This is a genomic window from Gilliamella sp. Pas-s25, assembly GCF_009795885.1.
In the GTDB taxonomy this organism is placed as follows: Bacteria; Pseudomonadota; Gammaproteobacteria; order Enterobacterales; family Orbaceae; genus Gilliamella.
In genome coordinates this window covers 15,276-40,225 of record NZ_WTEV01000021.1, presented here as the reverse complement: position 1 = coordinate 40,225, position 24,950 = coordinate 15,276, and the positions used below count along the sequence as shown (strand labels likewise).

At 36.1% G+C, this 24,950-nt stretch carries 19 protein-coding genes; 17 read left to right on the top strand and 2 right to left on the bottom strand.

All coding sequences use genetic code 11. From position 1 onward, the window contains the following. The 14 genes from GQ593_RS09845 (at position 1) to sstT (ending at position 19,830) form a co-directional block, all read left to right on the top strand. Complete coding sequence (locus GQ593_RS09845; protein ID WP_160431862.1) at positions 1–1,428, top strand: type II and III secretion system protein family protein; 1,428 nt, start codon at positions 1–3, stop codon at positions 1,426–1,428. 18 nt (positions 1,429–1,446) lie between these two features. Beyond that, positions 1,447–2,610, top strand: coding sequence for a hypothetical protein (locus tag GQ593_RS09840; protein WP_160431861.1), 1,164 nt, complete (start codon positions 1,447–1,449; stop codon positions 2,608–2,610). 24 nt (positions 2,611–2,634) lie between these two features. Further along, the gene (locus GQ593_RS09835; protein WP_160431860.1) at positions 2,635–3,105 is read left to right on the top strand and encodes a TadE/TadG family type IV pilus assembly protein; all 471 of its coding nucleotides are present in this window, start codon (positions 2,635–2,637) and stop codon (positions 3,103–3,105) included. Positions 3,106–3,120: 15 nt separating this feature from the next. After that, positions 3,121–3,900 carry a tight adherence pilus pseudopilin TadF gene (gene tadF / locus GQ593_RS09830; protein WP_160431859.1) on the top strand — a complete coding sequence of 260 codons (780 nt, stop codon included), beginning with the start codon at positions 3,121–3,123 and terminating at the stop codon, positions 3,898–3,900. Between the two features lie 48 nt (positions 3,901–3,948). Continuing rightward, positions 3,949–5,931, top strand: a complete 1,983-nt coding sequence (locus tag GQ593_RS09825; protein ID WP_160431858.1) for a VWA domain-containing protein — start codon at positions 3,949–3,951, stop codon at positions 5,929–5,931. Between the two features lie 347 nt (positions 5,932–6,278). After that, on the top strand, positions 6,279–6,626 hold the full coding sequence (locus GQ593_RS09820) for a hypothetical protein (RefSeq protein ID WP_160431857.1): 348 nt from the start codon (positions 6,279–6,281) through the stop codon (positions 6,624–6,626). Then, positions 6,626–7,081 (top strand): A24 family peptidase, encoded by a 456-nt coding sequence (locus GQ593_RS09815; RefSeq protein WP_160431856.1) that lies wholly within the window; start codon positions 6,626–6,628, stop codon positions 7,079–7,081. Before GQ593_RS09820 ends, GQ593_RS09815 begins: the two co-directional genes overlap by 1 nt. A 1,017-nt stretch (positions 7,082–8,098) precedes the next feature. Further along, the gene (locus GQ593_RS09810) at positions 8,099–9,334 is read left to right on the top strand and encodes an NRAMP family divalent metal transporter (protein ID WP_160431855.1); all 1,236 of its coding nucleotides are present in this window, start codon (positions 8,099–8,101) and stop codon (positions 9,332–9,334) included. Between the two features lie 13 nt (positions 9,335–9,347). After that, positions 9,348–10,124, top strand: coding sequence for a 5-oxoprolinase subunit PxpA (locus tag GQ593_RS09805; protein WP_160431871.1), 777 nt, complete (start codon positions 9,348–9,350; stop codon positions 10,122–10,124). A gap of 160 nt (positions 10,125–10,284) precedes the next feature. After that, positions 10,285–11,883, top strand: coding sequence for an urea amidolyase family protein (locus GQ593_RS09800; protein ID WP_160431854.1), 1,599 nt, complete (start codon positions 10,285–10,287; stop codon positions 11,881–11,883). Next, positions 11,876–13,624: an acetyl/propionyl/methylcrotonyl-CoA carboxylase subunit alpha gene (locus GQ593_RS09795; RefSeq protein ID WP_160431853.1), complete on the top strand. Its 1,749-nt coding sequence runs from the start codon at positions 11,876–11,878 to the stop codon at positions 13,622–13,624. Before GQ593_RS09800 ends, GQ593_RS09795 begins: the two co-directional genes overlap by 8 nt. Positions 13,625–13,757: 133 nt before the next feature. Continuing rightward, positions 13,758–15,107, top strand: coding sequence for an SWIM zinc finger family protein (locus tag GQ593_RS09790; RefSeq protein WP_202115449.1), 1,350 nt, complete (start codon positions 13,758–13,760; stop codon positions 15,105–15,107). Next, a complete protein-coding gene (locus GQ593_RS09785; RefSeq protein WP_160431852.1) occupies positions 15,097–18,387 on the top strand; it encodes a hypothetical protein in 3,291 nt (1,096 codons plus the stop codon). Before GQ593_RS09790 ends, GQ593_RS09785 begins: the two co-directional genes overlap by 11 nt. Positions 18,388–18,570: 183 nt before the next feature. Further along, on the top strand, positions 18,571–19,830 hold the full coding sequence (gene sstT, locus GQ593_RS09780; protein WP_442903606.1) for a serine/threonine transporter SstT: 1,260 nt from the start codon (positions 18,571–18,573) through the stop codon (positions 19,828–19,830). A 180-nt stretch (positions 19,831–20,010) separates the two neighbouring features. On the opposite strand, the gene GQ593_RS09775 is transcribed toward sstT, so the two are convergent. Then, entirely contained in the window at positions 20,011–21,081 is a 1,071-nt protein-coding gene (locus GQ593_RS09775) for a DUF3829 domain-containing protein (RefSeq protein WP_160431850.1), read from the bottom strand. A gap of 529 nt (positions 21,082–21,610) precedes the next feature. On the opposite strand from GQ593_RS09775, the gene acuI reads away from it, so the two are divergent. From acuI to GQ593_RS09760, 3 genes are all read left to right on the top strand, one after another. Next, positions 21,611–22,615: an acrylyl-CoA reductase (NADPH) gene (gene acuI, locus GQ593_RS09770; protein ID WP_160431849.1), complete on the top strand. Its 1,005-nt coding sequence runs from the start codon at positions 21,611–21,613 to the stop codon at positions 22,613–22,615. 495 nt (positions 22,616–23,110) lie between these two features. Further along, positions 23,111–23,311 (top strand): hypothetical protein, encoded by a 201-nt coding sequence (locus GQ593_RS09765; RefSeq protein WP_160431848.1) that lies wholly within the window; start codon positions 23,111–23,113, stop codon positions 23,309–23,311. An 11-nt stretch (positions 23,312–23,322) separates the two neighbouring features. Then, positions 23,323–23,943, top strand: coding sequence for a hypothetical protein (locus GQ593_RS09760; RefSeq protein ID WP_160431847.1), 621 nt, complete (start codon positions 23,323–23,325; stop codon positions 23,941–23,943). A gap of 131 nt (positions 23,944–24,074) precedes the next feature. Here the strand turns inward: GQ593_RS09760 and GQ593_RS09755 are convergent, their stop codons facing one another. After that, positions 24,075–24,917, bottom strand: a complete 843-nt coding sequence (locus GQ593_RS09755) for an aldo/keto reductase (protein ID WP_160431846.1) — start codon at positions 24,915–24,917, stop codon at positions 24,075–24,077. Positions 24,918–24,950 lie beyond the last annotated feature (33 nt).

The window sequence follows — 24,950 nt, the reverse complement described above, 5'->3', positions numbered from 1 at the left end:
ATGCTAATAAAAGTTAAATCAATTACGAATACAATTAAACAAATAGTTTGCTTATTATCTATTGGCTTTTCTTCGTTGACTTTTGCTAATATCCATAATTTGCAGATAGGGCAAACCAAAACTATTGTTTTACCTGAGAATGTGGGTACTGTTTTCATTAGTCAAGACAGTGTGGCTAATTATGAAGTTATTGATGGTAAGTCATTAATTATATATGGTAAGTCAAATGGTAGAACTAGTTTACTCGTTTATGATGATGCAAATAATATTATCATTAACGATACCATTAACGTTGATCCGCTTTTATCTCAAATTACGCATAGACTGGCGCAGAGTTTTCCAAATAGTAGCGTAACAATAGATCGTTATGATAATGGTGATCCAAACGGTAGATTTGTGTATGTATTAAATGGTACCACGCCAGACACTACAACAAAAGGTAGGATTATGACAGTTGTGGGTTCTCTTGTCGGGCAAAGTGCAGAGCGAGTACGTACTACTGCAAAGAGTGAATCAGGGGATGTTGATCTTGTATTCCAGGATTATTATGTTTATAACAATATTATTGATAATATCAGAGTGATTGAAGAGTATCAGGTCAATGTAAAATTAACTTTTGTTGAAGTGAGTAAAACATTTACTGATTCATTAGGTATTGAATGGCAAAGTTTAACTTTGGACAGTATGCTAAAAAAAGGGAGTGAAATGAATAATATTGGTGAGTTTACTCTACTAGGTCTAAAAAAAGGCTTCAATATTCATAATATCACTACAATGATTCGTGCAATAAAAAATGACCGTTTAGCCAAGATTTTAGCGCAACCTAACCTATCTGTACTGTCTGGCGAAAGTGCATCATTTTTAGTTGGTGGCGAAATTCCCATAGTAACTAAGAATAAAGAAGGTGATTCTAATATTACTTATAAAGAGTATGGGATTAAATTAAATATCAGTACCAAAGTAAATAATGATAAACGTATTAGATTATTTATTAATAATGAAGTGAGTTCTGTTTCAGGTGCGTATGCTTTTAATAACTATAATATTCCCACTTTATCAACTCGAAAAACAAGTTCAACCATAGACCTATCTGATGGAGACAGTTTTGTTATTGCAGGATTAATTAATGAACAGGACTCAGAAACATTATCTCGTATTCCTTTTGTTAGTGAAATCCCAATTTTGGGAGCATTGGCACGTAGTTCAACGACAGGCCGGGAAAAGACTGAAATGGTCGTATTTGCAACTGTTAATTTAGTGACATCTAATAATAGTTTTGATAGTGTAGAGTTACCAATTTTAGAACGAACTGATGTAATTAATAGTTTCTTTAATATTAAGAACAATATGGATAAACAACGACGCAAAACAATACCAATATCTAACGAAAGTGAAAAATTTATTAATGACATGGGTTTTATTGAATAAAAGGTTGGTGGAATTTTTATGCAATTATTTGGTAATAAAAAAGATAAAGATATATCAAAAGACCCTTCACAAGAATTCGTGGCTGGGCGTATTTCTGGTTTTCATGTTGCGATTTTAAGTAAAAGAAGCGAATTGATTGAAAATATTCGTTCAGTGCTTTTTCTTTATAACGTATTAGGAATGGAAATCATTTCGTTAGATTTATCTGAATTAAAAGAGGAGTCTCGTTGGAACAAGTATGATGCAATTATTCTAGATATCAATGATGAAGATGATGCTGAACTGTTATCAGAAAATGTTAATCGATGTATTCCAATTAAAGCGTCAACAATACTTGTTGGTAGTCATGATTCAATCCAGTTTTCTGAGTTTTTGTTAAAAAAAGGTATTCATTTTTTATTAGAAAATACTCAATTAGAGAAGATTCCAGCTATCTTACATTCAAGGAGTATGACGCCACTAGGTTCAAGCCAAAGAGTAGGTAGCGTTATTACGTTTTTAGGATGTAAAGGTGGAGTTGGTACATCATCATTAGCGATTCATACACTAAAAAATATTAGTTCATTAACAAATTATCCGCTGCTTTATATTCAAGGTGCAACAACAAGCCCTAATGCCGATTTTTTATTTGAAATGCCAATTCCTCAAGATGATTCGATCGTTGATGTTGATCTCTCTTTGCAAGTAAAAATTGAATCCAGTGATAGAGCTTGGAAATATGATGATTTGAATTCTGGACAATTCAACATTACTGTTATTGATCAAAATATGGGGTTAGCATCTTCATTTAAATATTTCGAAGAGATCGTCAAACTCTCAAATATTGTATTTATTGTAACAAATAGAGATCCTTTCTCAGTTAAAATTGCTAAAAAAATGCTAGATGAAATTTCCCGCGCTACTACACAGAATTCGGATTTACTGAATAAACGCTTTTTGGTTTGTTTAAATGATAATCTTCCTTATGATAAAAAAAATGCTTTACGAGATGACGATATTGAGGAGTTTTTAGGTAGAAGTATTGATTTTACGCGTAAATTTATCCCAAGGATGGATAAATTTAAAAAAGCCCATGAAAGTAGTGAAATAAAAGAAATTGCTTCAGCTATTATTGGCAATAAGAAAATCAAAAAAAGTAAGTCAAAAACGTCTTTTTCAATATTAAAGAAAAAGAAAGATTAATCCTTAATAGAGTAGAGCGAAATTATGTTGAAATATCTGAAATTATTTCTTCATCAAAAAAAAGCAATTATTTCAATAGAAATGGCAATTGTTTTTCCTTCTTTAATTACATTATTTATGTTTGTGCTTGAATTTAGTCGAATTATGATTATTGGTTCGACCTTAGATTTAATGACTACAGAAATAACAAGAAGAACCGCAATTTTAGAAAATGGCAATTATGCCCAGCAAATGGAGCAATTTGCTAAAGATGAGGTACCATTATGGCCCTATTTGACTAACTCAAATGACCTGCATATTACAATAGCCTATTGCAAAAAAATACAGGATGTACTTGGTGATAGTTGCCAAAATACGCCAAGTAGCGATACTCGCTTGATATTATTCAATTTGAGCTATGACTACTACGCTATATTTTCTGAGCTGTTCGGTCGTATTATTGATTCTTCTTTGACGAAGAAAACTATCGTTTACCGTGAGTTTTATGATAATTAAAGGAATGGAATAACAATGAAATATTCTGGTAATTTTTTCTGCAATAAAGATGGTGTTATTTCAATTGAGTTTGCAGCATGTTTCTGTTTATTCTCAGCATTATTGTTTATTATCTATGATGTATATGCTACCATTATGCTACAAAATAGGCTGGAAAGAACAACTTATACTGTGGCATCAGTTTTTCGCGAAAGATCGTCTCTCTATCCAGCTAAAAATGCTATAATTAAGAACAACAAACTGGAATTATGTAATTCAAGTGCTGATTGTTTCAAAACTTATGAGTTATTTGATGATACTCAAGTGGAAGAATTGCGTCAATTGGCTACTAAATTGTTAGGTGGTCGTGATGTTTCTATACAAATAGAGGCTTTTTTCATGTTGCAACGACCAAATGATATTTATCGAACTTCTGACGTTATTTTTAGCTCGAAATCTTGTCCATCTGGTGTCTGCAATAATAAATTCAACGACTTTTTTAATTCACTTCCTCTCCTATTTGGTCGTCAAGGTGGTCCTACCGCTTTTGCTTATTTTACTCGTTATGCGAAAAGAAGAGTACCTGAAAAGTACAAAAACGGTTATTCTTATAGTATCTCTGGACGTTATGTCCCTTTTTATCGAATCAGTATGTGTATTGTGAATGAAGAAAGTCTTTATTTAAAATGGATTAATTCTAGTAGAGATGCAAGTGATACCTTGCCAAATTTATGCAGTGATACTGTTGTGTTGTCTCGTTGCAATGATGTTCTAGACCCCGATGAAACATCATGCCCACTATATGTTCTTGAGTAACATAATGCTTTTTAATCGTTACAACCGATACTCCTTTGAGAGGATTATATGAATAATAATAAATCAAAACAGAGTAATTACAAAAAATCTTTTTTTAAATGTACCGATGGAAGTGCTATTATAGCTTTTGCGATTATGATTCCAGCTATATTGGTTTGTATGTTAATGTCAATTAATTATACCCAAACACTGCGTAATCGAGCAAGGATTTCTGAGGCAACTAATGAAGCTTCATTATTCCTAGATATCTCTGATTATGGTCCTCATTATAGCGCACACGGCTCTGGTTATACCTATCATCTAGATGATAAAAGAGGTGCATTGCGGTATATTAATTATTTTCTCTATCGAAAAATTAGTAATGATTTAGTTAACAGTGCTAGCATTGACGTAAAATATGATAAAGATAAACAAGAATATTATGTTATTTATAAACAAAAATTTGACTCTCTAATTGGTAGTAATCTTAATATATGGAATAGTGAATTAGATCAACCAGCAATTGTAGGAAATAATACTAAAAGTTATGGTAACACTAGGAAATATGACATTTTTGATACATTTGATATTGCTTTTATTGTTGATTTTTCAGGTTCAACTACATGTCAATACAGCGATGTATCTTGTAATGCATACACTGAAGCAAACAACAATAGTCAACGACGCCTTGATTATACTAAAAAGGCAATGATAGACATTATTGAGAAATATAAAGACCGTCCTGAATATCATTTTGCTTTTGTTCCTTATGATATTGGTGTCCCTGTTGTTTCGACTCAGACTAGCAATAGAGATCTTAAAGTTGGTTATAATTGTTCGATCATGTACGAACTGAAACCACAATACAAATCTCTTAATTATAAATTTTGGGCAAATAAAAATATTGCGTATCAGATATGGCGTTCTTTGAAAGAAAGAGGTGAATTTAGAAACTATGACTATTTAAACTATAATTATTTCAGTAGAAAAAGAAATACAGTCTATTCTTATTTAGATTATTCTAATTACCTTTACTATTCAAAAATACTTGGACCAGCACTAGGGGCTGACGATGATAGGAAATTAGTTGATAGAGGATTATGTTATATTCGAAATGGTGGTGGACAATCTGGGGCTGCACGATTGGCTTGTGGTACAGCTAACGAATATTATCCATTAGATCCACGGAATAAAAATACGATAGAAACTCAATATGCTAGTATGGTCAGCCTATATGATAATATGTTTTCAGGAAATAATCCTAGTGTGCATTATTCGTTTGCTAATATTGAAACAATTGATGTATCGGCTACTTTGAGGAAACTGGATTCATTTAGTGATTTAGAATCTATGATAATAGATTTTGAACGTCCTCTTGCACCTCCTACAGCTGATTTTTCGCCATTTCAGGGAATGTGTCAGTCGCCTTTATATAGTAGTGGTTTTATGAGCGAAGAAATGCTTAGCCTTTCAGACGAGGACAAACTTAAAAAAGCGTCGGAAAAGCTAAGAACAGTTATATCGTCAAATCATGTTAAGCTACCTTATTTAATACCTTTTAGTGATGATATTAACCACACTAATAATCTTTTAAATGTGCTTAAAAATTCAGATTGGAAACCAGGAGGCGGGACTGATACTATGACTGCTCTGTTACGAACTATTCCTGAGATGGCTAAAGGTAGAAGTAAGCATAAAGCTATGATTATTATCTCTGATGGTAAAGATGATGCGGGAGCTGATATTCTTAGAGATAGATTTATAGACAGGGGTGTGTGTTATCTTGCGCTTAGAGGGCTTGAATCTAGGGAGTTCGAGGCGAGAGGTTATATTGCTAAAGCAGCTGAAGACGCACGTATTTTCTATATAAAGTTAGATCCTAATGCTAGAGGAGGTAGTAACTACAACGACACTGACTTCGGCAAATGGACACGTTGTGTGGATCACGGTTTCGGGATGCACTTATTTGTGGCTCATGATTACCAGTCCTTATCTAAAGAATTAGCTAAAATTTTTAAATTCGAGACAGGCAATTTTATTAATAAAAATTAGCTTAACAATGCGAAATAGACGTTATCAAAATTTAGCAATTATACTATCAATGAAAAAATGTAAGTGTTTAATTAATTTTGTGTTTTGTGGAGTACCCTCTGTCTTTAGTTTAATATCGAAATAGATTACAAACCTAAGATAGCATTAGTGGTAAAATATTATGCAAAATATAGAGGGACGATATTTCACTACTTTCTAACCTCAACGGCTAGAGTGGAATAATATTAGACACATTATAGTAAAGAGCTAATACCAGAAGAAAACGAAAACGAGAAAAGAAAAGGTGAGCGGAAAGGCAGAACAATTACAATCCCCGCTCTGATCACACAAAATATTAGCTCGCTTTATTGCCGGTTCGTGGTTGTGTTGCCATTACTAGAGAAACAAAAGATGTAGGCAAAAAATTGCTAACATGGGGTATTATTGGTGGTGCTTATAAAAATATCTTGTACGGTAAGGTAGCAACTCTTAGGAACCACGAAGGTAATTTTGTTAAACTTGATGGTGGTAGACAGCACCTATTTTCTTGGAGTGATAAAGGAAAAATCTTTGGTGTTGGTTACGGTGGTGGACATAAATTTTCTCCAAGTAGCAGTAGAAGAAGAGATTGGACACTAGCGTTTGAAATGCCTTTTGTTGTAGATGCAATGAAAAGAGTTTATGGTAAGGATTATATTCAGGGGCAAGGGAAGTAATGATTAGTCAAGAATTAATTAATGATATTATTATGTTAGTAATTTGGGGATGCTTATTAGTTTCTTGTTATACTGATTTAACACGCCGAACGATCTCAAATTATATTGTTGGCGTAATATTCATCCTCAATATTTTGAATTTTATTTTTGGTGATGGTCAACTAAACTATAGTGCAGCGGGTATATTTTTAATCTGTGGCCTTTTTATGTTTTATTGTCGATTAGTTGGTGCAGGGGATATAAAATTAATTACTGCTCTTTTAATCTCTATCCCATCAGGTAGCGTTATGTTTTTTTTGGTGACAATTACACTCTTTGGGCTACCTATGGCAATCATCGCAATTATATATAAACACATAAAAAAACCAGAAAATGGTGTTACCTTACCCTATGGGCTAGCAATTAGTGCGAGCTATTTTTTAACTTCAATCACACTATTTAAAGTTATATTGTAATCGCTAATTGGTTATTGCCATTTTTAATATGAGTAGACTTCGCATAAACATTAATGTTTCCCAGCTAACAGCAGGAAGTTGGGAAACGCTCTTACCTTATATAATAATTAATAATATTTACTACTTAAGCAGTAATTGCATCACATATAAATGTAAATTTATAAAAGATAAGTAGCAGACCGACTAAAATGTTAATTTTATATGCCAATATGATTGTTTAATTTTAATAAAGGTGATTATTTTAGATTTAAATACTTCATACTGAGTGCAAAACTAACTTAGAAAATGACAAGGGTCTTTGTCGTTTTTAAAATCAACTAATCTCATATTATTGAGTGTGTAATAAATTGTTGGCACATTTCAATTTCTAGTTCCATTATATTAAGACATTAGATAGTAATTGTGTGATGCATTATTTTTACCCCGCCTTTTTTAAATACCAGTCAGACAATTGAAATAGGCAGTGGAAACCATTGACCGATTTTCTTTGTCTGATAGGGGCAGTATTATCATGTCTGGATTGTTAAGTTAAGTAAACATATTATACAAATATCATTAAAAATGATTGAAAATATCTTTACGGATAACGCTATTTTTGTTTTATGTAAAACATAAAACAAATTTATGAAAAAAAACTTACCTTATATTTAAATTGGTATAAGATGAATTTCTTTAGTTTTTTATATTGAAATGTAGGGTTATCTGAAACTTCTTTACAAAAATTATTATTTTTAGTAATGTTAATTAAAGATATTTACCCTATGTAGTGGCATTTTTGCACATTAATTGAGTGCAAGTTAAAAATTGAGTTATCTCCTTTATCATTAATAAGCTCGTTAGTCTTTGTTGATGAATCATTATAATTATTTTTTATTAGTTTTTTACTTTAAAAACAGTAATTATATTTATCCCCATTTATCAAAATTTGTTAGAGCTATGGCATAGTTATTGCTTGTAAATACTATTTAGTATAACTATCGTCATAATTCTAGAAATAAGTTTAGAGGAAACATGCATATGGAAAATAATAGCGGTAGTACTGTTGCTTTTGTTAAAAATCGGCGTGCCTCATTAATCAGTGCCATTTTTTTAATGGCGACTTCGGCAATTGGTCCGGGCTTTATTACCCAAACAGCCACTTTTACCGTCACTCTTGGTACTGCTTTTGGCTTTGGTATTTTAGCCTCTATTATTATTGATTATGTTGTTCAGCAAAATATTTGGCGAATTGTTGCGTTAACCAAAATGAATTCTTCAGATATTGCTAATGCGACGATTCCATTTAGTGGCTATATACTTGCGGTGCTGATCATATTTGGTGGGTTGGTATTTAATATTGGTAATATAGCCGGTGCTGGTTTAGGTTTAAACGCACTTGTTGGGCTTGATCCTAAATGGGGTGGGGCAATTAGCGCACTGTTAGCGGTTTATATATTTTCATCCCGTAAAGCCAGTCATTTTATTGATCGTTTAATGATTGGTTTTGGTTTGCTCATGATTATTTTGACCTTGTTTGTGGTATTTGCTTCTCAACCACCTGTTGGACAAGCTTTAAAGGAAACGGTTTTTCCAAGCAGTATTGATTTTGCCTCTATTACGACTATTGTTGGGGGAACGGTTGGGGGGTATATTTCTTACGCTGGTGCTCACCGATTACTTGATAAAGGTATGGTTGGTGCTCAGCATATCGATTATGTTTCGGGCGCGGCAACCAAAGGAATAATGGTTGTGGGTTTGATGCGTTACATCTTATTTTTAGCCATTTTAGGTGTGGTTGCAAGTGGTGTGTCAATTGACATTTCAAGCTATGCTGCCAATCCCGCATCACAAGCCTTTCAGGCCGCTTTAGGTGAATTGGGGTTACGTATTTTTGGTTTGATTTTATGGGCTGCTGCGATAACCAGTATTATTGGCGCTGCCTATACTTCAATGACTTTTATTACCCCTTTTAAACGGGCAATTACAGAAAAGCAACGCCAGTTTGCCACTATTGTTTTTATTGTTGTTTCGCTAGCTATTTATTTAATTATGGGAACCGCACCTGTATCATTATTAGTTTTTGCGGGTGGTTTTAATGGTTTAGTTTTACCGCTTGGTTTAACTATTTTTGTCTATATTGGTTGGCGACGTGCTGATCTTATGTCTGGGTATCATTACCCAAGATGGCTATTGTTATTAGGTATGATTGTGTGCGCTATTACTTGGTATATGGGCATAATGTCGGTTGCGACTATTTTTAACTATTTAAAATAGAGGACATATGACAATCACTAAATGTATTGATTTAAACAGTGACCTTGGCGAGAGCTTTGGTCAATGGCCGATGGGAAATGATGAGGCACTGCTAAAAGTTGTTAGCAGTGCCAATATAGCTTGCGGATTCCATGCAGGATCGCCAGCGGGTATTTTAAAGACATTAAAAGCGGCCAAAGCTAATCATGTTGAAGTCGGTGCTCATGTCGGTTATCCTGATTTAGTTGGTTTTGGCCGTCGTAATATGGATATAGCCGCCGATGAATTAACCGCAGATGTGATTTATCAAATTGGTGCACTCAAAGGGTTAGCCGCTTCAATTGGCGCTAAGGTGAGTTATGTTAAACCTCATGGTGCATTATATAACACAATTGCGCATGATAAGCGTCAGGCAATGGCAGTGATTGATGCACTTTGTTCGGTTGATTCAACACTGATTTTAGTTGCGCTTGCGGGCTCAAAGCTCATTGAGTGGGCTAAAGAAAATGGCTTGCGTGTGGTTGCCGAGGCTTTTGCTGATAGGGCATATCATGCCGATGGTACGTTAGTGTCTCGTAAAGAAGCCGGCGCTGTGTTGCACGATCCCGATCTAGTTGCAGACCGTATGCTACAGTTGGTGAGTGATGGTGGTGTGACTTCTATAGACGGGCAGTTTATCGGTATTGAGGCAGGATCAATTTGTGTTCACGGCGATAGCGCTGGTGCTTTAGCAATGGCGCAAAAAGTTCGTGAAAAATTACAACAAAATGGCATTAATATTGTCTCGTTTGCTAAGGTAAATAATCATTAGATTAGTTAAGTTTTGGAAACTTAATTAAGTTAACGAAAAAATAGCACTATGATTAGATACGAATTTGTTAAGCCGGCAATAAAGTTAGTCTCTGATATGACACAATGCTATAAATAGTTATAGTTAGGAATTGGATATTTACCATATATAGAGGTGCTTAATGCGATTTTTACCCGTTAATGTTGATGCGTTTATTGTTGAATTAACAACACTTGAGCAAACAATGGCGCTTACCAATGCACTGCAAAGTGTATTTATGCATTGGCATATAGAAGAGATAATCCCCGCAGCGCGCACTATATTGATTCGTTATAATCCCATTGCGACTAATGCTAATACGCTTGTTAAGCATATCGCTAAATTAGATATTTCAGCAAGTGTTATGCAATCTGGTGAATGGGTGACAATACCTGTTCATTATAATGGCGAGGATTTAGCCCAAGTGGCTGAATATCTAGGTATAACTGTTGCTCAAGTCATTGCAAGACACACCAATAATGAATATCAAGTGGCTTTTTGTGGCTTTGCACCTGGCTTTGCTTATATGGTGTCTAAAAATGCTCAGCTTAATGTACCGCGTCGCAAGTCACCACGAGTTCGTATTCCAGCGGGTTCAGTTGCTTTAGCAGGTGAGTTTAGTAGTGTTTATCCTCAAGCAAGTCCTGGCGGTTGGCAACTTATTGGTATAACCGATACCGCTGTATGGGATTTAAATCGCGATCAACCTGCATTATTGAAACCTGGTAGCCGAGTTAATTTTGTTGATGCTAGCAAATCCACTAAAAAGTATCATTTGCCTACCGTTAAAAAAGACGATAACAACAGCAATCAACAACAGGATATCAAAATATTAGCAACAGGATTACAAACACTTTTACAAGACGCAGGGCGCATTGGTCAGGCGGCATTAGGTATCTCTGAATCTGGATCGATGGATAAGGGGGCATTACATAGCGGTAACCGCATTGTGGGCAATCCAATAAATGAAGCCGTATTAGAAATTACGCAAGGTGGTTTTAAAGCGCAGGTAAACCGTGGTATGTTGGTTGCTGTCACAGGGGCTGAGTGTGATATACACATTACCACATCAGATGGCGAAAAGTATAATGTGGCCATGTATCAACCGATTCAATTGGAAAAAGGCGATATTATTAGTTTGGGAAGCGTAAAATGTGGTGTACGCAGTTATTTGACTGTGCGTGGTGGTTTTCAAGTATCACCTGTTTTAACCAGTTGCTCTTATGATACACTTGCCCAAGTCGGACCCTCACCACTTAAAATTGGTCAAACGCTAGCTATTAAGAAAATTCAAACCTTAAATGCGGTGTCGTTAACTGAAACACCAATGATACGCTATCCTACTTGTAATGATGTTATTGTACTCGATATTGTGCTTGGACCGCGTACTGATTGGTTTACAAAGCAAGCAGTAGAATTACTTTCTTCTCAACTATGGCTGGTGACACCTGCATCTAATCGCATAGGTTTACGTTTGTCTGGTGACATGCCTTTAAGCCGTGCCAAAGAGCAAGAATTACCCAGTGAAGGCACCTGCATTGGAGCAATACAAATTCCAGCGAATGGGCAGCCGGTACTATTTTTGAATGATCATCCTTTAACAGGGGGCTATCCTGTTATCGGGGCTGTGTGTACATACCATTTAGATTTGGCCGGTCAAATTCCTGTCAATGCCAAAATAAAATTTAATCCTATAGGGATGTTTAAAGAAATTGAAGGGAGTGATATTGATCATGTCTGAAAATAATCAAAAAATAACGCACAAAGTATTGATCGCTAACCGAGGCGAGATTGCAGTACGTATTATACGTGCTTGTTGTGATATGGGTTTTTTGTCTATTGCAATTTATGCCGATGTGGATATTGATGCACTTCATGTACAAATGGCAGATGAAGCTTATGGATTATCAGGCAACTTACCGAGTGAAACATATCTCGATATTGATAAAATCATTGCTATAGCCAAAAGGTCAGGCGCTACAATGGTGCACCCAGGTTATGGGTTTTTATCAGAACGTGTTGAATTCGCTAAAGCAGTGCAAAATGCTGGTTTGATATGGATTGGACCAAATCCAGAAACGATCGAAATATTAGGCGATAAAGTCAGAGCCAGACAACTTGCATTGCAAGTTGGCGCGCCTTTAGTGGCTGGAACTAAACAACCAGTGCAAGATGTTAAAGAGGTCGTTGAATTTGCGCACGCTCATGGTTTACCGATAGCGATTAAAGCGGCATTCGGTGGCGGCGGTCGGGGATTAAAGGTGGCTTGGCAAATGGAAGAAGTTGAAGAACTTTATCATTCCGCTGTACGCGAAGCGACTACTGCCTTTGGTCGTGGTGAATGTTTTTTAGAACAATTTTTACACAATCCTCGACATATTGAAGTACAAATCATTGCAGATACATTAGGTCATGTTGTTGTGGTTGGAACTCGTGACTGTTCACTGCAACGTCGTAACCAAAAATTAATTGAAGAATCACCCGCACCATTTTTAACCGAACCATTAGAGCAACAAATTATTCAAGCTTCGATTGATATTTGTGCTAAAGCAAATTATGTCGGCGTGGGTACAGTTGAATTTTTGCTTAGTCAGGATGGCAAATTATCCTTCCTTGAAGTAAACACAAGATTGCAAGTTGAACACCCAGTTACAGAAGAAACAACGGGTATCGATCTTGTTATCGAGCAACTACGCATTGCCCAAGGCTTACCGCTTAGTATTAACCAAATGCCTAAACCACGAGGGCACGCCATTGAGTTTCGTATTAATGCCGAGGATGTAGCTAATGGCTTTTTGCCTGTAGCTGGTACCATTAAACGGTTTGATGCGCCATCAGGGCCAGGAGTACGTTTAGATAGTGGGGTACTCGCTGGTTCGGCTATTCCGTCCATGTTTGATTCGCTCATAGCAAAACTGATTATTGTTGGCAATAATCGTCAGCACGCTATAGCAAGGGCCCGTCGTGCTTTAGCTGAGTTTTCGATTGAGGGGGTGGCAAGTGTATTACCATTCGCACGTGCGGTTATTGAACATCCAGATTTTTGTGATGATTTTAAAGTGCATACGCGTTGGATCGAAACTGAATTGACTGCAACAATAACGCCTGCCAAGAGGCAAATACCACAAAAAGAAGCAACACTGACTCACACATTTATCGAGATTGACGGTAAACGTTGTAAACTGGGTTTTCCTGCACAACTTTTTGCTGGGTTATCCTTGCAAACGGAAGCTAATTTAGATACATCTTCCAGCTTGAAAGAAGAAATTTCTGAATTGATTGTCCAGTCACCTGTTTCGGGTAGTGTTTTTAAATGGGTGATCAATGATAATCAAAGCGTAAACGCGGGCGATGTTATTGCTATTATGGAAGCCATGAAAATGGAAGTTCAAGTTATTGCACATCGAAACGGTGTTTTAAAGCAAACAATCAAAGAAGGCAATTATGTCAGCGCGGGATCACCTGTTGCAGAAATCATTTAGATAGTGTTGATAAAACAAGAATATTTTTCATCAAAATAGCAAAAAAACATCAAATATAGACAATATATTTTGCTTATTTTATACTCATGAGCATGATATTTTGTCTATTTTTAATGTGTTAGGATGATTTATATTGAAGTTTTCTCAGCAATCAAAACTCACTAACGACGTATTAGCCTTAGCGTTATCGCCAGCCTTAACACCAGATGGAATTATTGACAACCCTCAATTTTTTGCTGGTTATGCTCTTTACCCACAGGTTCTTGCTAGATCTTTACTGGTTCTGGCTGATATTACTGCGACCCGATATTTTAAACCGGTGCCGGTGACTTTGCGTGATCCTGTTTTATCTGCGCAAGGGAATCAATTAAGAGCAGAAGTTTTTTCTGCCTGCAACAGTGTTTATGCCCGTTTAGATTTGCTACAACAAGGATTTGATGGACAAATATCACGAGGCACAACCAATGTAGATATTGGTATTAGCTTAAGGCAAGCGCTAACTCAGGTTAATAATAAAGATAAACTTCATCTCAATATTGGCAATCAAGGTTTGGCAACGCGGCATATCCAAAAACAAGATAGAGATGTGATTGGTATAAAAGCCATTATTGAGCGCCCTGTTGCAATGCCAGATAGGTGGATTCGAGCACTTGGTAATGTAGCTGAAATTCATACCAAAATGGTTGCTGTTTTTACGGTAACGGGAATACAAGCACAAACGTTTATTGCGGGATTGCCAACCGTGACTAGTAAACAACAATCGAGCTGGCTAGTGCCATCCAATACCGGTATTAAATTGATGGCTCAAGGCGATAGCAATAGTGTGTATATTTCAGGGCTACACCGGTTAAGCGCACTTAAGCGATTAATGACCAATATTAAACGTTTAACTTTTTACCGGTTAGCAAGTGGCGAACAAGGACCCTGCATGGTTGAAGTTGAACTCGACGGAGCAAGGCTTACTTTGAGCTTAACTGCACAGCCATGGCAAGGTTATTCTGGCGAAGGTACCTTACTTGAGTTGCTTGCACCAAAACAACAATTACAAAATGCTCAACTTATTCAATCTATTTTACAATTTGATTCACTCATTGATCTGACTCAGCTAGCGATAAAAACAGGGTTAGATACTCAGCGTATTAATAGTTCGCTGGCGTATCTGGCTGTTTCAGGAAAGCTGGGTTTTGATGTACACCAAAATGGCTATTTTCATCGTCAATTGCCTGAAGATCCTAATCGACTTATTAAAGATAATCCGCGTTTAAAATCGGCCTATAAATTGCTTGAATGTATTGATCGGGTTGATGAAAACACATGGATGGTTCACTCGAATAACGAAGACTATCGTGTCCGTTTTGTTAGGCAGAATAGTAAAATGACATCACAATGTACTTGCTCATGGTATCTGAATCATCAACTCAAAAAAGGACCGTGTAAACATATTTTAGCAGTGCAAATTAAGGAAAATATTTATGAATGCTAACTTAGTGAAAGCCGAAGCGATTTTTACTTCTTTAAATTGGAACAATGTCACAGCTGACAATATTTTACAACAACCGCTAGGTAGCAAAGAGCAGCAAAAAATTGCACTTTTAGGATTAAAAAGTGGCAAATGGGGTGACTATGTCAAAGTTGGTAACGCTTTTCAATGGCAAGATTATGTTAAGTGTAATAAAGCATATTTAGCTTTGTACGCCATTCGGATTGGGGTATCAGTGAGCCGAGCGTTAAAACTTGCTCATTATACTTATTCATCTTTGTTATTGCCGGTTATTATTGAACGTGGTGAGAATTATGCACAAAATTTTGTGCAACAAGCGTCTGCGCCTACAGATCTTGCTGTTCAGTTGGTAGATCGTTTAAATTTGATTATTCCTGAAAATCAAAATTATATTGCCGATTGGACGTTGTATGCGGCGGTTGCTATGCGTGGTTGTGATGTTGTAAAGCATTTTTCAGTTGCTATTCATGATGCTGATATTGTCGACCCTTTTTACGATAAAATCCCTCCAAATATAGCTCAATGTCAGCGTCGATTTATCGAACATATTCATATTGCTATTGCGTTAAATACACCTGCTACAAGATCTTTAAGAGAAGTGTTTCGCTTGGGGGTAACATTAGGTTGGCTTGACCGAGAGCAAGCAAAAGAGTTAATTTTTTTAGCCTTAGATATCGCTATTCGTCCTATAGATCGTAGAGTATGGTTAGATACACTTTATGATTTAGGTGTTACCGATGCTGAATTGTGTCAGCGAGTACCTGTTTTAATTCCATTACTAGCCATGGGTGAATCAGCAATCATTAATCGATTAGCACCCGTTTTAATCCCCTTTGTTGATGATGAGTTATTAGTCGAAGTGATGACGGCATGCTTATCATCTAAAATAAAATCGGTCAAAAAATTAGTGTTAAAGATAGCTCTAAATCGCAAAAAGCCCAAAAATGCTGATTTGTTTATGCCTTTGTTAAACCTATTACTTGACCAAACTGATGAGTCAATTGTGGCTTTAACTAGCAAGCTAATTACACAGTGGCATCTTGATAATCATACCGTACAATCTAATTCCTCCGAATTACAACAACTTTGGCAACCAACACCGCCACTTTGGCAATTACCGCCTTTTGAATTAGAACCTGTGTCCGCTGATGTATTAACTGAGTTAGCCTCTGAATTAGTAAAAAGAAACATATCGGGTCATGATAGTGTGACGGAAAGATTTTTAGCTGTAGCCAATATTATTGCTTATCACGATCCTCAAGCAGCAAAAGCGAGTTTAGCGGGTATAAAATTGCGGGTTGACCAGCTTCTTGGTTTTATATTTTATTGGCGTAAAGGCGAAGAGATTCCGTATCATAAATACTTGTCTGATTTATTGACAGCACGCGATTATATTGTTTGTAAAAACTTAGGCAAAATACCTTGTTTACTGTCGACACCAAGCATGAGTGATCTTTCAATAACAGTGGATGATCTTAGTCAACGATTAGCGATTTATCAACAGTTGAAAATTGATGCATTAGAGGCAGATCTGTTTTTAGCCTTGACTCGTCTTGATGTTTCGACACAAACATCATCAACGATAGACAAACTCAAAAAGTTAAATGTTGCAGTCGTTTTGCAATCAGGACAAAAAATGCCAATTGATGCTGGCTCTTTAGTGTTACAGTATCTGGACGATCCAGTGATCGAACCTAAATTAGCGTTAAATACTTATATTGAAGACGTACTGTCCCTGCCACAATCATTAAATTATTTCCCTAAACGTATTGGAAATAACGGGTTTACAGAAATTCTTGCTATTTTTCCGTTATGGAACGATAGTGCAATACCGTCAGATATTGATTGGGCAACAGATTACCATCAAGGTTTTGAGTTCCAGCAAATTGTTAACAGACGTTCTCCTTTTGATGTACGTTCTGCAATGACATTGTTAGCTATGCAACGCGCTAATTCGCCTTATGTGGCTGGCAATATGGCTCAAGCAGTAAATGATGCATGGCAAAGAGGTTTGCTTATTCCTGGTGTGGCGGATGTTTTGTTACTGGAGCGATTTAGTCAGGTTCCTTGTCGTATAGCTAGTTTGGTGTCAGTATTAACCGATATTGCAAAACAAGGCATCCTTTCGGTGGTTTGGCCTATTTTGGATCAATTAATCATCGTATCATGTAAAGCACCAAGACTGTTATCTGGCACGCTTGAAACTGTTGATGCGATAGCTGAGTTTTTACCAGAAGTTCAATATGCTGTCGATCAAGGCATAGCCGATGCCAATCAATTGCAATTACTTGGCATCAGAATGTTAGCCAGTAAAGAAGGTAGTGCTAATGCGATTAAGAAAGCAAAAGCCATAGTTGAAAAACTACCTAAAATTGCCCCTTTAAAACAAGACGTATCGATGCGAGCTCCTGATGATTTTGACCAAGTATGGTCAAAACCGCAAAAGGCTAAAGTTGTGCCTGAAGATAATGTTTCAATTACTATTAGTAAGCCTGTAATAGATCAATCATCACGCTTTTCTAAAGCATTGGCTAAATCGTTAATGTTTACTTTAAAACTCCCCAATGTGTCTAATCAAGTTTTCCACATAGTAAAAAATGATTGGTATTATGATTTAGAATACGAATTCCAATGCGGAGCTTACCCAGCATTATCAAAAGATCAACAAGTTATACCTAATTTTCAATCAAGAGTTTGGTTACATTGGTGTATTAACAAACAGTTACTTGTTGTTGAAAAAACACGTAATTGGCAAGAAAATAACGATGGGCCATTATCAAATATAGATAATTTGATTTTTTCAAAATCGTTAGTGACAGTGATTATCGGATTGTTGGCTCAAGACGGTGATACTTATAAAGCAAATTTTATTTTTGAAAAAAATGTTAAAAAAGGAATTATTGATGCAGATACCATGCGTAAAGCTATTATGTTGTTTCTCGATTATCCTGATTTAAGCCCCACTAAATTAATTCGATTACTAGAAAAAAGGCCAAGTTTATTGCCAATATTTTGTCCAGTATTAATTGAATGCATTAAGTTTGTTGGAAATCGAGTAAAACAAGGTGAAAAAATACCTGCTTGGATCAATCGGATTTTAGATATGTCATTAACCTATGCCCCTTATTTGAAAGAGGCAACTAGGCGCGGTTATCTAACTGAACTTGATTCTCAATGGCAAGGATTAGCGGATATTGCTCAAGCAAAAGCAAAATCAGTGGCAGTAAACAAAGCACAACAACTACTTGAATTACTTAAGTAAGATGATTATTTTTTGAAAATTGATTAGAACACCAAAAATATGTCTAATATAAAAGCAATAAATAATTAAATTTAATCATTATGTAAAGTGATATATAAAAAAACATTATGATGATGATTATTTTCTATAAACATAATGTTGAATTATGTTATTGTTTTGCCTTTATTTTAATAAACAAGGAATATTATGACTCATTCTTCTCATCCGTTGGTTCGTTTTTACTTAAAAGTAGGGTTGATACCGCAGATTTTATTGGGCTTAATATTTGGTATTATTCTCGCCGCAGTATCGAAAGATACCGCATTAGGAATGTCACTTATAGGTGGACTATTTATTAATGCCTTAAAATCGGTAGCTCCTATACTTGTGCTCATTTTAGTGATTGCATCAATATCCAACCATCAGCATGGTAAACAGGCGAATATGAGATCGTTAATTACCCTTTATCTTGTTGGAATGATGTTAGCTGCACTATTAGCAACTATTGCTAGTTTTTTATTCCCATCGCAAATTTCATTTGGTGACACACTAAATAACCTTGAGCTTTCTCCGCCTAATGGCATTACCGAGGTGTTAAAAACGTTATTAGGCAAAATGGTCGACAATCCAGTCAATGCGCTGATAAATGCAAATTATATTGGTCTTATTGTATGGGGAGTTGGTATTGGTTTAGCACTAAGGCACGCTAGTGAAAGCACTAAAACAATGATGAATGATCTGTCTTATGCTATCTCATTTATTGTCAGAATTATTATCCGATTTGCGCCTTTAGGGGTCTTTGGACTTATCGCTTCAACATTAGCCGAAACAGGTTTTGATGAGCTGAAAAAATATGCTCATTTATTAATTGTATTAGTTTCTTGCATGGTAATTGTTGCATTGGTTATCAATCCATTACTTGCTTATCTAGTTATGCGAAAGAATCCATATCCGCTTGTATTCACTGCTTTAAAAGAAAGTGCGATTCCTGCTTTTTTTACACGTAGCTCAGCCGCAAATATTCCTGTGAATATTGAAATCTGTAAAAAATATAACATGGATGAAGATACCTATACCGTTGCTGTGCCATTAGGCGCTGCAATTAATATGTCGGGGGCGGCTGTTACTATAACGGTGTTAACTTTAGCCACAGTTAATTCAATGCCGGCTAGTGCCGGTATACATGTTGATATCTATTCTGCGGTATTACTTTGTATTGTAACTTCAGTATGTGCTTGTGGGGCATCGGGAATTGCGGGGGGATCTTTACTACTTATTCCTGTCGCGTGTAGTATGTTTGGCATTCCTAACGAAATTTCAGCTAAAGTGATTGGTATTGGGATTGCAATTGGCGTGATTCAAGATTCGGTTGAAACTGCATTAAATTCGTCAAGTGATGTGGTGTTTATTGGCGCAGTTTCATCGGCAGCGCAAAATAAAAAAGTGAATATCAACGCAGATTAAATATTGAGTTCTATTTGCATTCATCTACATAACCAACTATATAATGATATGTAGATGGTTATTTAACCAAAATTCATGCATTGCAAACGGTGTAATATTTACACCGTTTTTATTTATACCACTATTTATTGTCATTGATAATGACTAAAATGTTAGCAATGAAACGATCTTTATCTATTTTTAATTGATTACTTGATTATAGCCGTCAATTACACTTTTAAGCTCCCTATTCAAAGAATCAACTTCTCTTTCTACAGTATTGGTCTGTAAATTTTTTAAAACTATTTTCATTTGATTAATCAATCCAGGTAAACGATCAACAAAACGGTCATAATACATATCGTTTAAACCTTGTTGTTTAATCAATTTATTTTTGCCTTTATTTGTAATTAATTCATCGGCTATGGATTCTATTTGTTGAATTTTTTGTTCAAGGGCTGATTTATCGAGATTTTTAAATTGGTTGTCTTCGGTAAAGCTTTCATTGATTAACGCGATAACATCTTCAGATAAATCCATGATTTCCATGCAATTGTAGTTAAGCGTTAACCCTTTGTTTTTTATTTCTGATTTTTGAAATGCATGGATTTCTTGGTATAATTTACCATAAGCTGCTAAAGCCACACTTTTTGCTTCAATATATTGGTTATAAAGTTTGTTAAGATTATTTAATAGTTCAGGTAATTTGGCAAAGTCATCCAATTTATACTCATTATCTAAATAATATTTAGCTATCTGGTCATAAGCTAATCCTATTTCAACGTATTTATCACTTAATGCTTTGCCTGCGGCATCAAGTTCGGGTAACTCTGGTTTAAATGCTAATAACTCAGTAATCAATTGTTTATATTCATCAAGCTCCTTTGGTTCTGGGTGATAACCGATAAATAGTTTCGTTGGATTTTTTTTCACACGATTGACATCAATTCTACCGTTTTTATCACTGATACCTCTTAAAAAATCCTTAACTCTGTTATCAAGATGATAAAGAGAAGAAGTCATCTTGCCATGCCCATTCCCTCTTAATTCATCTGCAGCTTGGGAGACATTAGCATTAAAAACCTCTAGCCATATATTACCTTTACGTGCTTTTAGTGCAAATTGCCGTGAAACATCTTCAGTCTTTTTAGAATCAGAAGGTTTAGCTTCTGAAGTTGCTGTGGGTTGTTGCGTTTTGTTTTCGGTTGGTTTGTCATCACAGCCAATCATCAAAAATCCAGCAATCAATACGGTTAAAAATTTTTTTTTCATTGTTTATTTCCTTAATTAGTTATTATAAATTCATTGCGTTAATACTTTATTATCTTTTAATGATTATTTCTAATAAAATATAAAGTTCAAACGATGAATTGCTATGTTTATGCTCAATTTTTATAATAATTCTGGCATTGATTGATACGATGGTTATTACATGTTTTAACAAATAGATACGAGATACGGTGAAGTATTAATTAACCACGAAACGGTATAGAATCCTGAATATTTTTTACAAAAATTTAGCTTGCTGTCGTAATTTATCTTCAATCGGGCTTTCTTTGCTATAGACCATAGGCTATCGAAGTCTTTGTTGTAGTGTTTTCACCTTTAAAGATTGCCTCTTTCACCTCTAAAGCTTGCTAGCATTAGGGTTAGTCCTACTTTTCGAAAGCACTACCAGTTTGATCGTTGTCATATGTAATATATCACGTTGCTTTTTCTTGAATGACTACTTATTATTGGAAACTTGTATTTAAGGCAATTGCTCACTTTACTTGAGTACCTTAAGCGATAAGGAAACATTATGTCATTCAATGCCATTATTCTAGAAAAAGAAGAAGCGACGGGGGTTACCTGTTCACTAAAAAATGTTAATAAACAACAATTATTGACACAGCAAGGTGATACATTGATCCAAGTTGCGTATTCAAGTATTAACTATAAAGATGCATTAGCTATCACCAACAAAAGTCCAGTTGTAAGGCAATGGCCAATGGTGCCAGGGATTGATGGTGTTGGTACGGTCATTGAATGTGCTAGTGGCCGTTATCAAAAAGGCGATAGGGTGATTTTAAATGGGTGGGGGTGTGGCGAAACTCATTGGGGCTGTTTGGCTCAATATGCTTATTTACAATCTGACTGGCTGATTCCGCTACCTGACAATCTGACCGCTTATCAATCAATGATCATTGGTACAGCCGGTTATACTGCAGCTTTATGCATCCTGCGTATTGTTGATTTTGGTGTAAAACCACAAGATGGCATGGTATTGGTAACGGGAGCAAGTGGTGGAGTGGGCTCGATTGCCATCACTTTACTAACTAAATTAGGTTATCAAGTTACGGCATCGACCAGTAAAATGGATGAAGCTCATTATTTACAAAAACTCGGGGCGGTTAATGTTATTGATAGCCAAACCTTAAAAGAAACGGGTAAACCATTACAAAAAGAAATGTGGTCAGCTGTTGTTGATGCAGTTGGTTCGCACACTTTAGCAAATGCTTGTGCACAGACCCAATATGGCGGCATTGTTGTATGCCTTGGGCTTGCCCAAGGCATGGACTTTCCCGCAACTGTTGCGCCATTTATTTTACGTGGCATAACTTTGGCTGGCGTGGATAGTGTCATGGCAAGTTATGATAAACGCGTAACAGCATGGCATTTATTAGCGCAGCATCTAGATGAAGACATCTTATCTTATGTCGGCAGAACAATCACATTAAACGAGTGTGCTAAAGTGGCAGATCAAATGATTGCAGGAAAAGTAAAAGGACGCTTTGTTGTTGATGTAAACAAACAACAAAGCTAAACTTGACTAAACAGCGTCATTTTGACTAGCATGAACGGTAATTGTTATATTTCATATAAACATGCACAAAAAACTGTCGGAAAGGCAATTGGTTTTAGTTAATTTTTTTAGGTGTTTTTAACCAGACAATACTCCCCAAAACAAATCACTTAATAAATTAATAAAAAAACGGGTGCTTTAGCGTTCAACTGCTATAATTTCGATGCTTTTTAGTAAAAAGTATCATCATTTGATGAGCAAAGAATCATAAACAATCGAAATAAAACAAAAATTACCTGATTGGTTAATCATTATGCGTTATCGTAGTTGGTATCTGACTTGCCAAGCCTATGCCTTAAATCTACTCCATTTACAGCGTAGTCAAAACAGATTCGATTCTCATTTTTATCATCGAAATCACCGAGATTATCGGTAAGATTTTCGCCAAGAAGCAATTCGCTATTGGTTTTTGCTCAACTATTATTGCTGTATTTGCACAGTTCGCAGGCATTATCGGTGCAGACACCACCTGTTATTCACGGTTCTTTTCCCTATTTGACGTCTGATAGTAGAATAACCAAGGTGACGGCAATTGATGACTTATTAAATATTAAGTTATCGAATGGTATCAAAATCACGCCATCAACTAACACATCAACGGTTATCAATCCCATCGTATTACCAGTGGTGGAGCAAAGTCTTAGTGATATAGATTAGATATAGGTGGCGTGAATGGAAGTCAATTGGTTTGGGCTCCTGTATCTCATGGTGGGATAACGGCTATCATGACGCCGTCACCTGATAATGAAGGTATGACATGGGTAACCTTAGCGGGGCCTAGAGCAAGTAGTACGCAAATAAAGACATTGAACCCTAGTTCACTTAGCCGGCCATCTTTACCGCAAACATTTGAGTTGGTGGGAAGGGATAGTGATGGTAGTGCGGTAGTCAAATATGGATTTGAGTTGAGGCAGTGGTTTGTCAACCGAGGGAATGAACGAGATTGGAATTCTGACCAAGCAGAGTGGTGTAGTCGTTTGGGTTATCGTATGGCACGGATAAGTGATTTAACCAATGCGGTTTGTATTGAGGCGCCTTGGTGTCAAGGTGCTATTGGTGCTACGCCGTCGTCGGATGGTAATCATTACCAGCGTCGAATAGGAGCAGGTTTGTTCACTGAATGGGGCTACATGACCCATTATATTGATACAGATTTCGCCGACTATAGCTACTCGGTGAGTGACGCAGCTGATAGAGTTCAGTTTGATGTTTACTCGGACGACGGACGCATTCGCAGCAGTGGTACTTTTTATTCCTCTTCCCACTATTGTCTTTGCACTATGCCTTAGCGTTTAGCTATTAATCCTTGAGAGGTGAGAGGTAATTAAGGATAATTTGTCAAAGAACAAAGCCCCCGCGTAAGTTGGGGCATTTTCCCTTAGGGTTGCGCCGAAGCCGCAATATTCTGCACCCAATTCAACTATTTTAAAATAGACATAAACCATTCCACCGTTTTCGGATCCTGATGCGAGAAGAATAAGCTATGACCTATATCTAAAGCCGCTATGTATGCCATTTCTTGATTTGAAAGTGAGAAGTTAAATACGTCAAGGTTTTCTTTCATTCGTTCTTTTCGGGTCGATTTTGGTATGACCACAATTCCATTTTGAATCATAAAACGCAGTGCAACTTGAGCGACCGATTTTTGGTGGTTTTTGCCGATTTTAATAAGTACCGGATTTTGAAAGAAGTTGTTTTTTCCTTCGGCAAAAGGTGCCCATGATATGATTTGCGTATTTAGCTTTTGCATTACTTCGCGTGCAATTTTTTGTTGTTGAAATACATGTGTTTCAATTTGGTTGACAGCTGGTTTTATGCGAACAAAATGCGCTAAATCAATAAGGCGATCTGGGTAAAAGTTACTGACGCCGATTGCTTTAGCTTTGCCTTGTTCGTAAGCTTCTTCCATTGCGCGGTAAGTACCATAGTAGTCGTTAAATGGCTGATGGATTAGCAGTAAATCAATATAGTCGGTTTTTAATTTGCGTAATGATTCGTCGATCGATTGTTTGGCTTTTTCGTAGCCAGCATTAGTGATCCATATTTTGGTGGTAATAAACAGTTCTTGACGCGGAATGTCACTTTTGATTATGGCATTGCCAACTTGTTCTTCATTGCCATAAGCTTGTGCGGTATCAATGGCGCGATAACCGACGCTTATGGCATCTAATACACATTGCTCACATGTTTCTGGCGGAATTTGGTATACGCCATAACCAAGAATGGGCATTTTGATGCCATTGTTTAATGTGATATTTTCCAAGCTGTTTCTCCTTTTTAATGAATATTCATTAAA

Excerpts from the sequence above, each read along its gene's own strand:
- GQ593_RS09845 (WP_160431862.1), top strand. The coding sequence starts at position 1 with ATGCTAATAAAAGTTAAATCAATTACGAATACAATTAAACAAATAGTT.
- GQ593_RS09840 (WP_160431861.1), top strand. The coding sequence starts at position 1,447 with ATGCAATTATTTGGTAATAAAAAAGATAAAGATATATCAAAAGACCCT.
- GQ593_RS09835 (WP_160431860.1), top strand. The coding sequence starts at position 2,635 with ATGTTGAAATATCTGAAATTATTTCTTCATCAAAAAAAAGCAATTATT.
- tadF (WP_160431859.1), top strand. The coding sequence starts at position 3,121 with ATGAAATATTCTGGTAATTTTTTCTGCAATAAAGATGGTGTTATTTCA.
- GQ593_RS09825 (WP_160431858.1), top strand. The coding sequence starts at position 3,949 with ATGAATAATAATAAATCAAAACAGAGTAATTACAAAAAATCTTTTTTT.
- GQ593_RS09815 (WP_160431856.1), top strand. The coding sequence starts at position 6,626 with ATGATTAGTCAAGAATTAATTAATGATATTATTATGTTAGTAATTTGG.
- GQ593_RS09810 (WP_160431855.1), top strand. The coding sequence starts at position 8,099 with ATGGAAAATAATAGCGGTAGTACTGTTGCTTTTGTTAAAAATCGGCGT.
- GQ593_RS09800 (WP_160431854.1), top strand. The coding sequence starts at position 10,285 with ATGCGATTTTTACCCGTTAATGTTGATGCGTTTATTGTTGAATTAACA.
- GQ593_RS09795 (WP_160431853.1), top strand. The coding sequence starts at position 11,876 with ATGTCTGAAAATAATCAAAAAATAACGCACAAAGTATTGATCGCTAAC.
- GQ593_RS09785 (WP_160431852.1), top strand. The coding sequence starts at position 15,097 with ATGAATGCTAACTTAGTGAAAGCCGAAGCGATTTTTACTTCTTTAAAT.
- GQ593_RS09775 (WP_160431850.1), bottom strand. The coding sequence starts at position 21,081 with ATGAAAAAAAAATTTTTAACCGTATTGATTGCTGGATTTTTGATGATT.
- acuI (WP_160431849.1), top strand. The coding sequence starts at position 21,611 with ATGTCATTCAATGCCATTATTCTAGAAAAAGAAGAAGCGACGGGGGTT.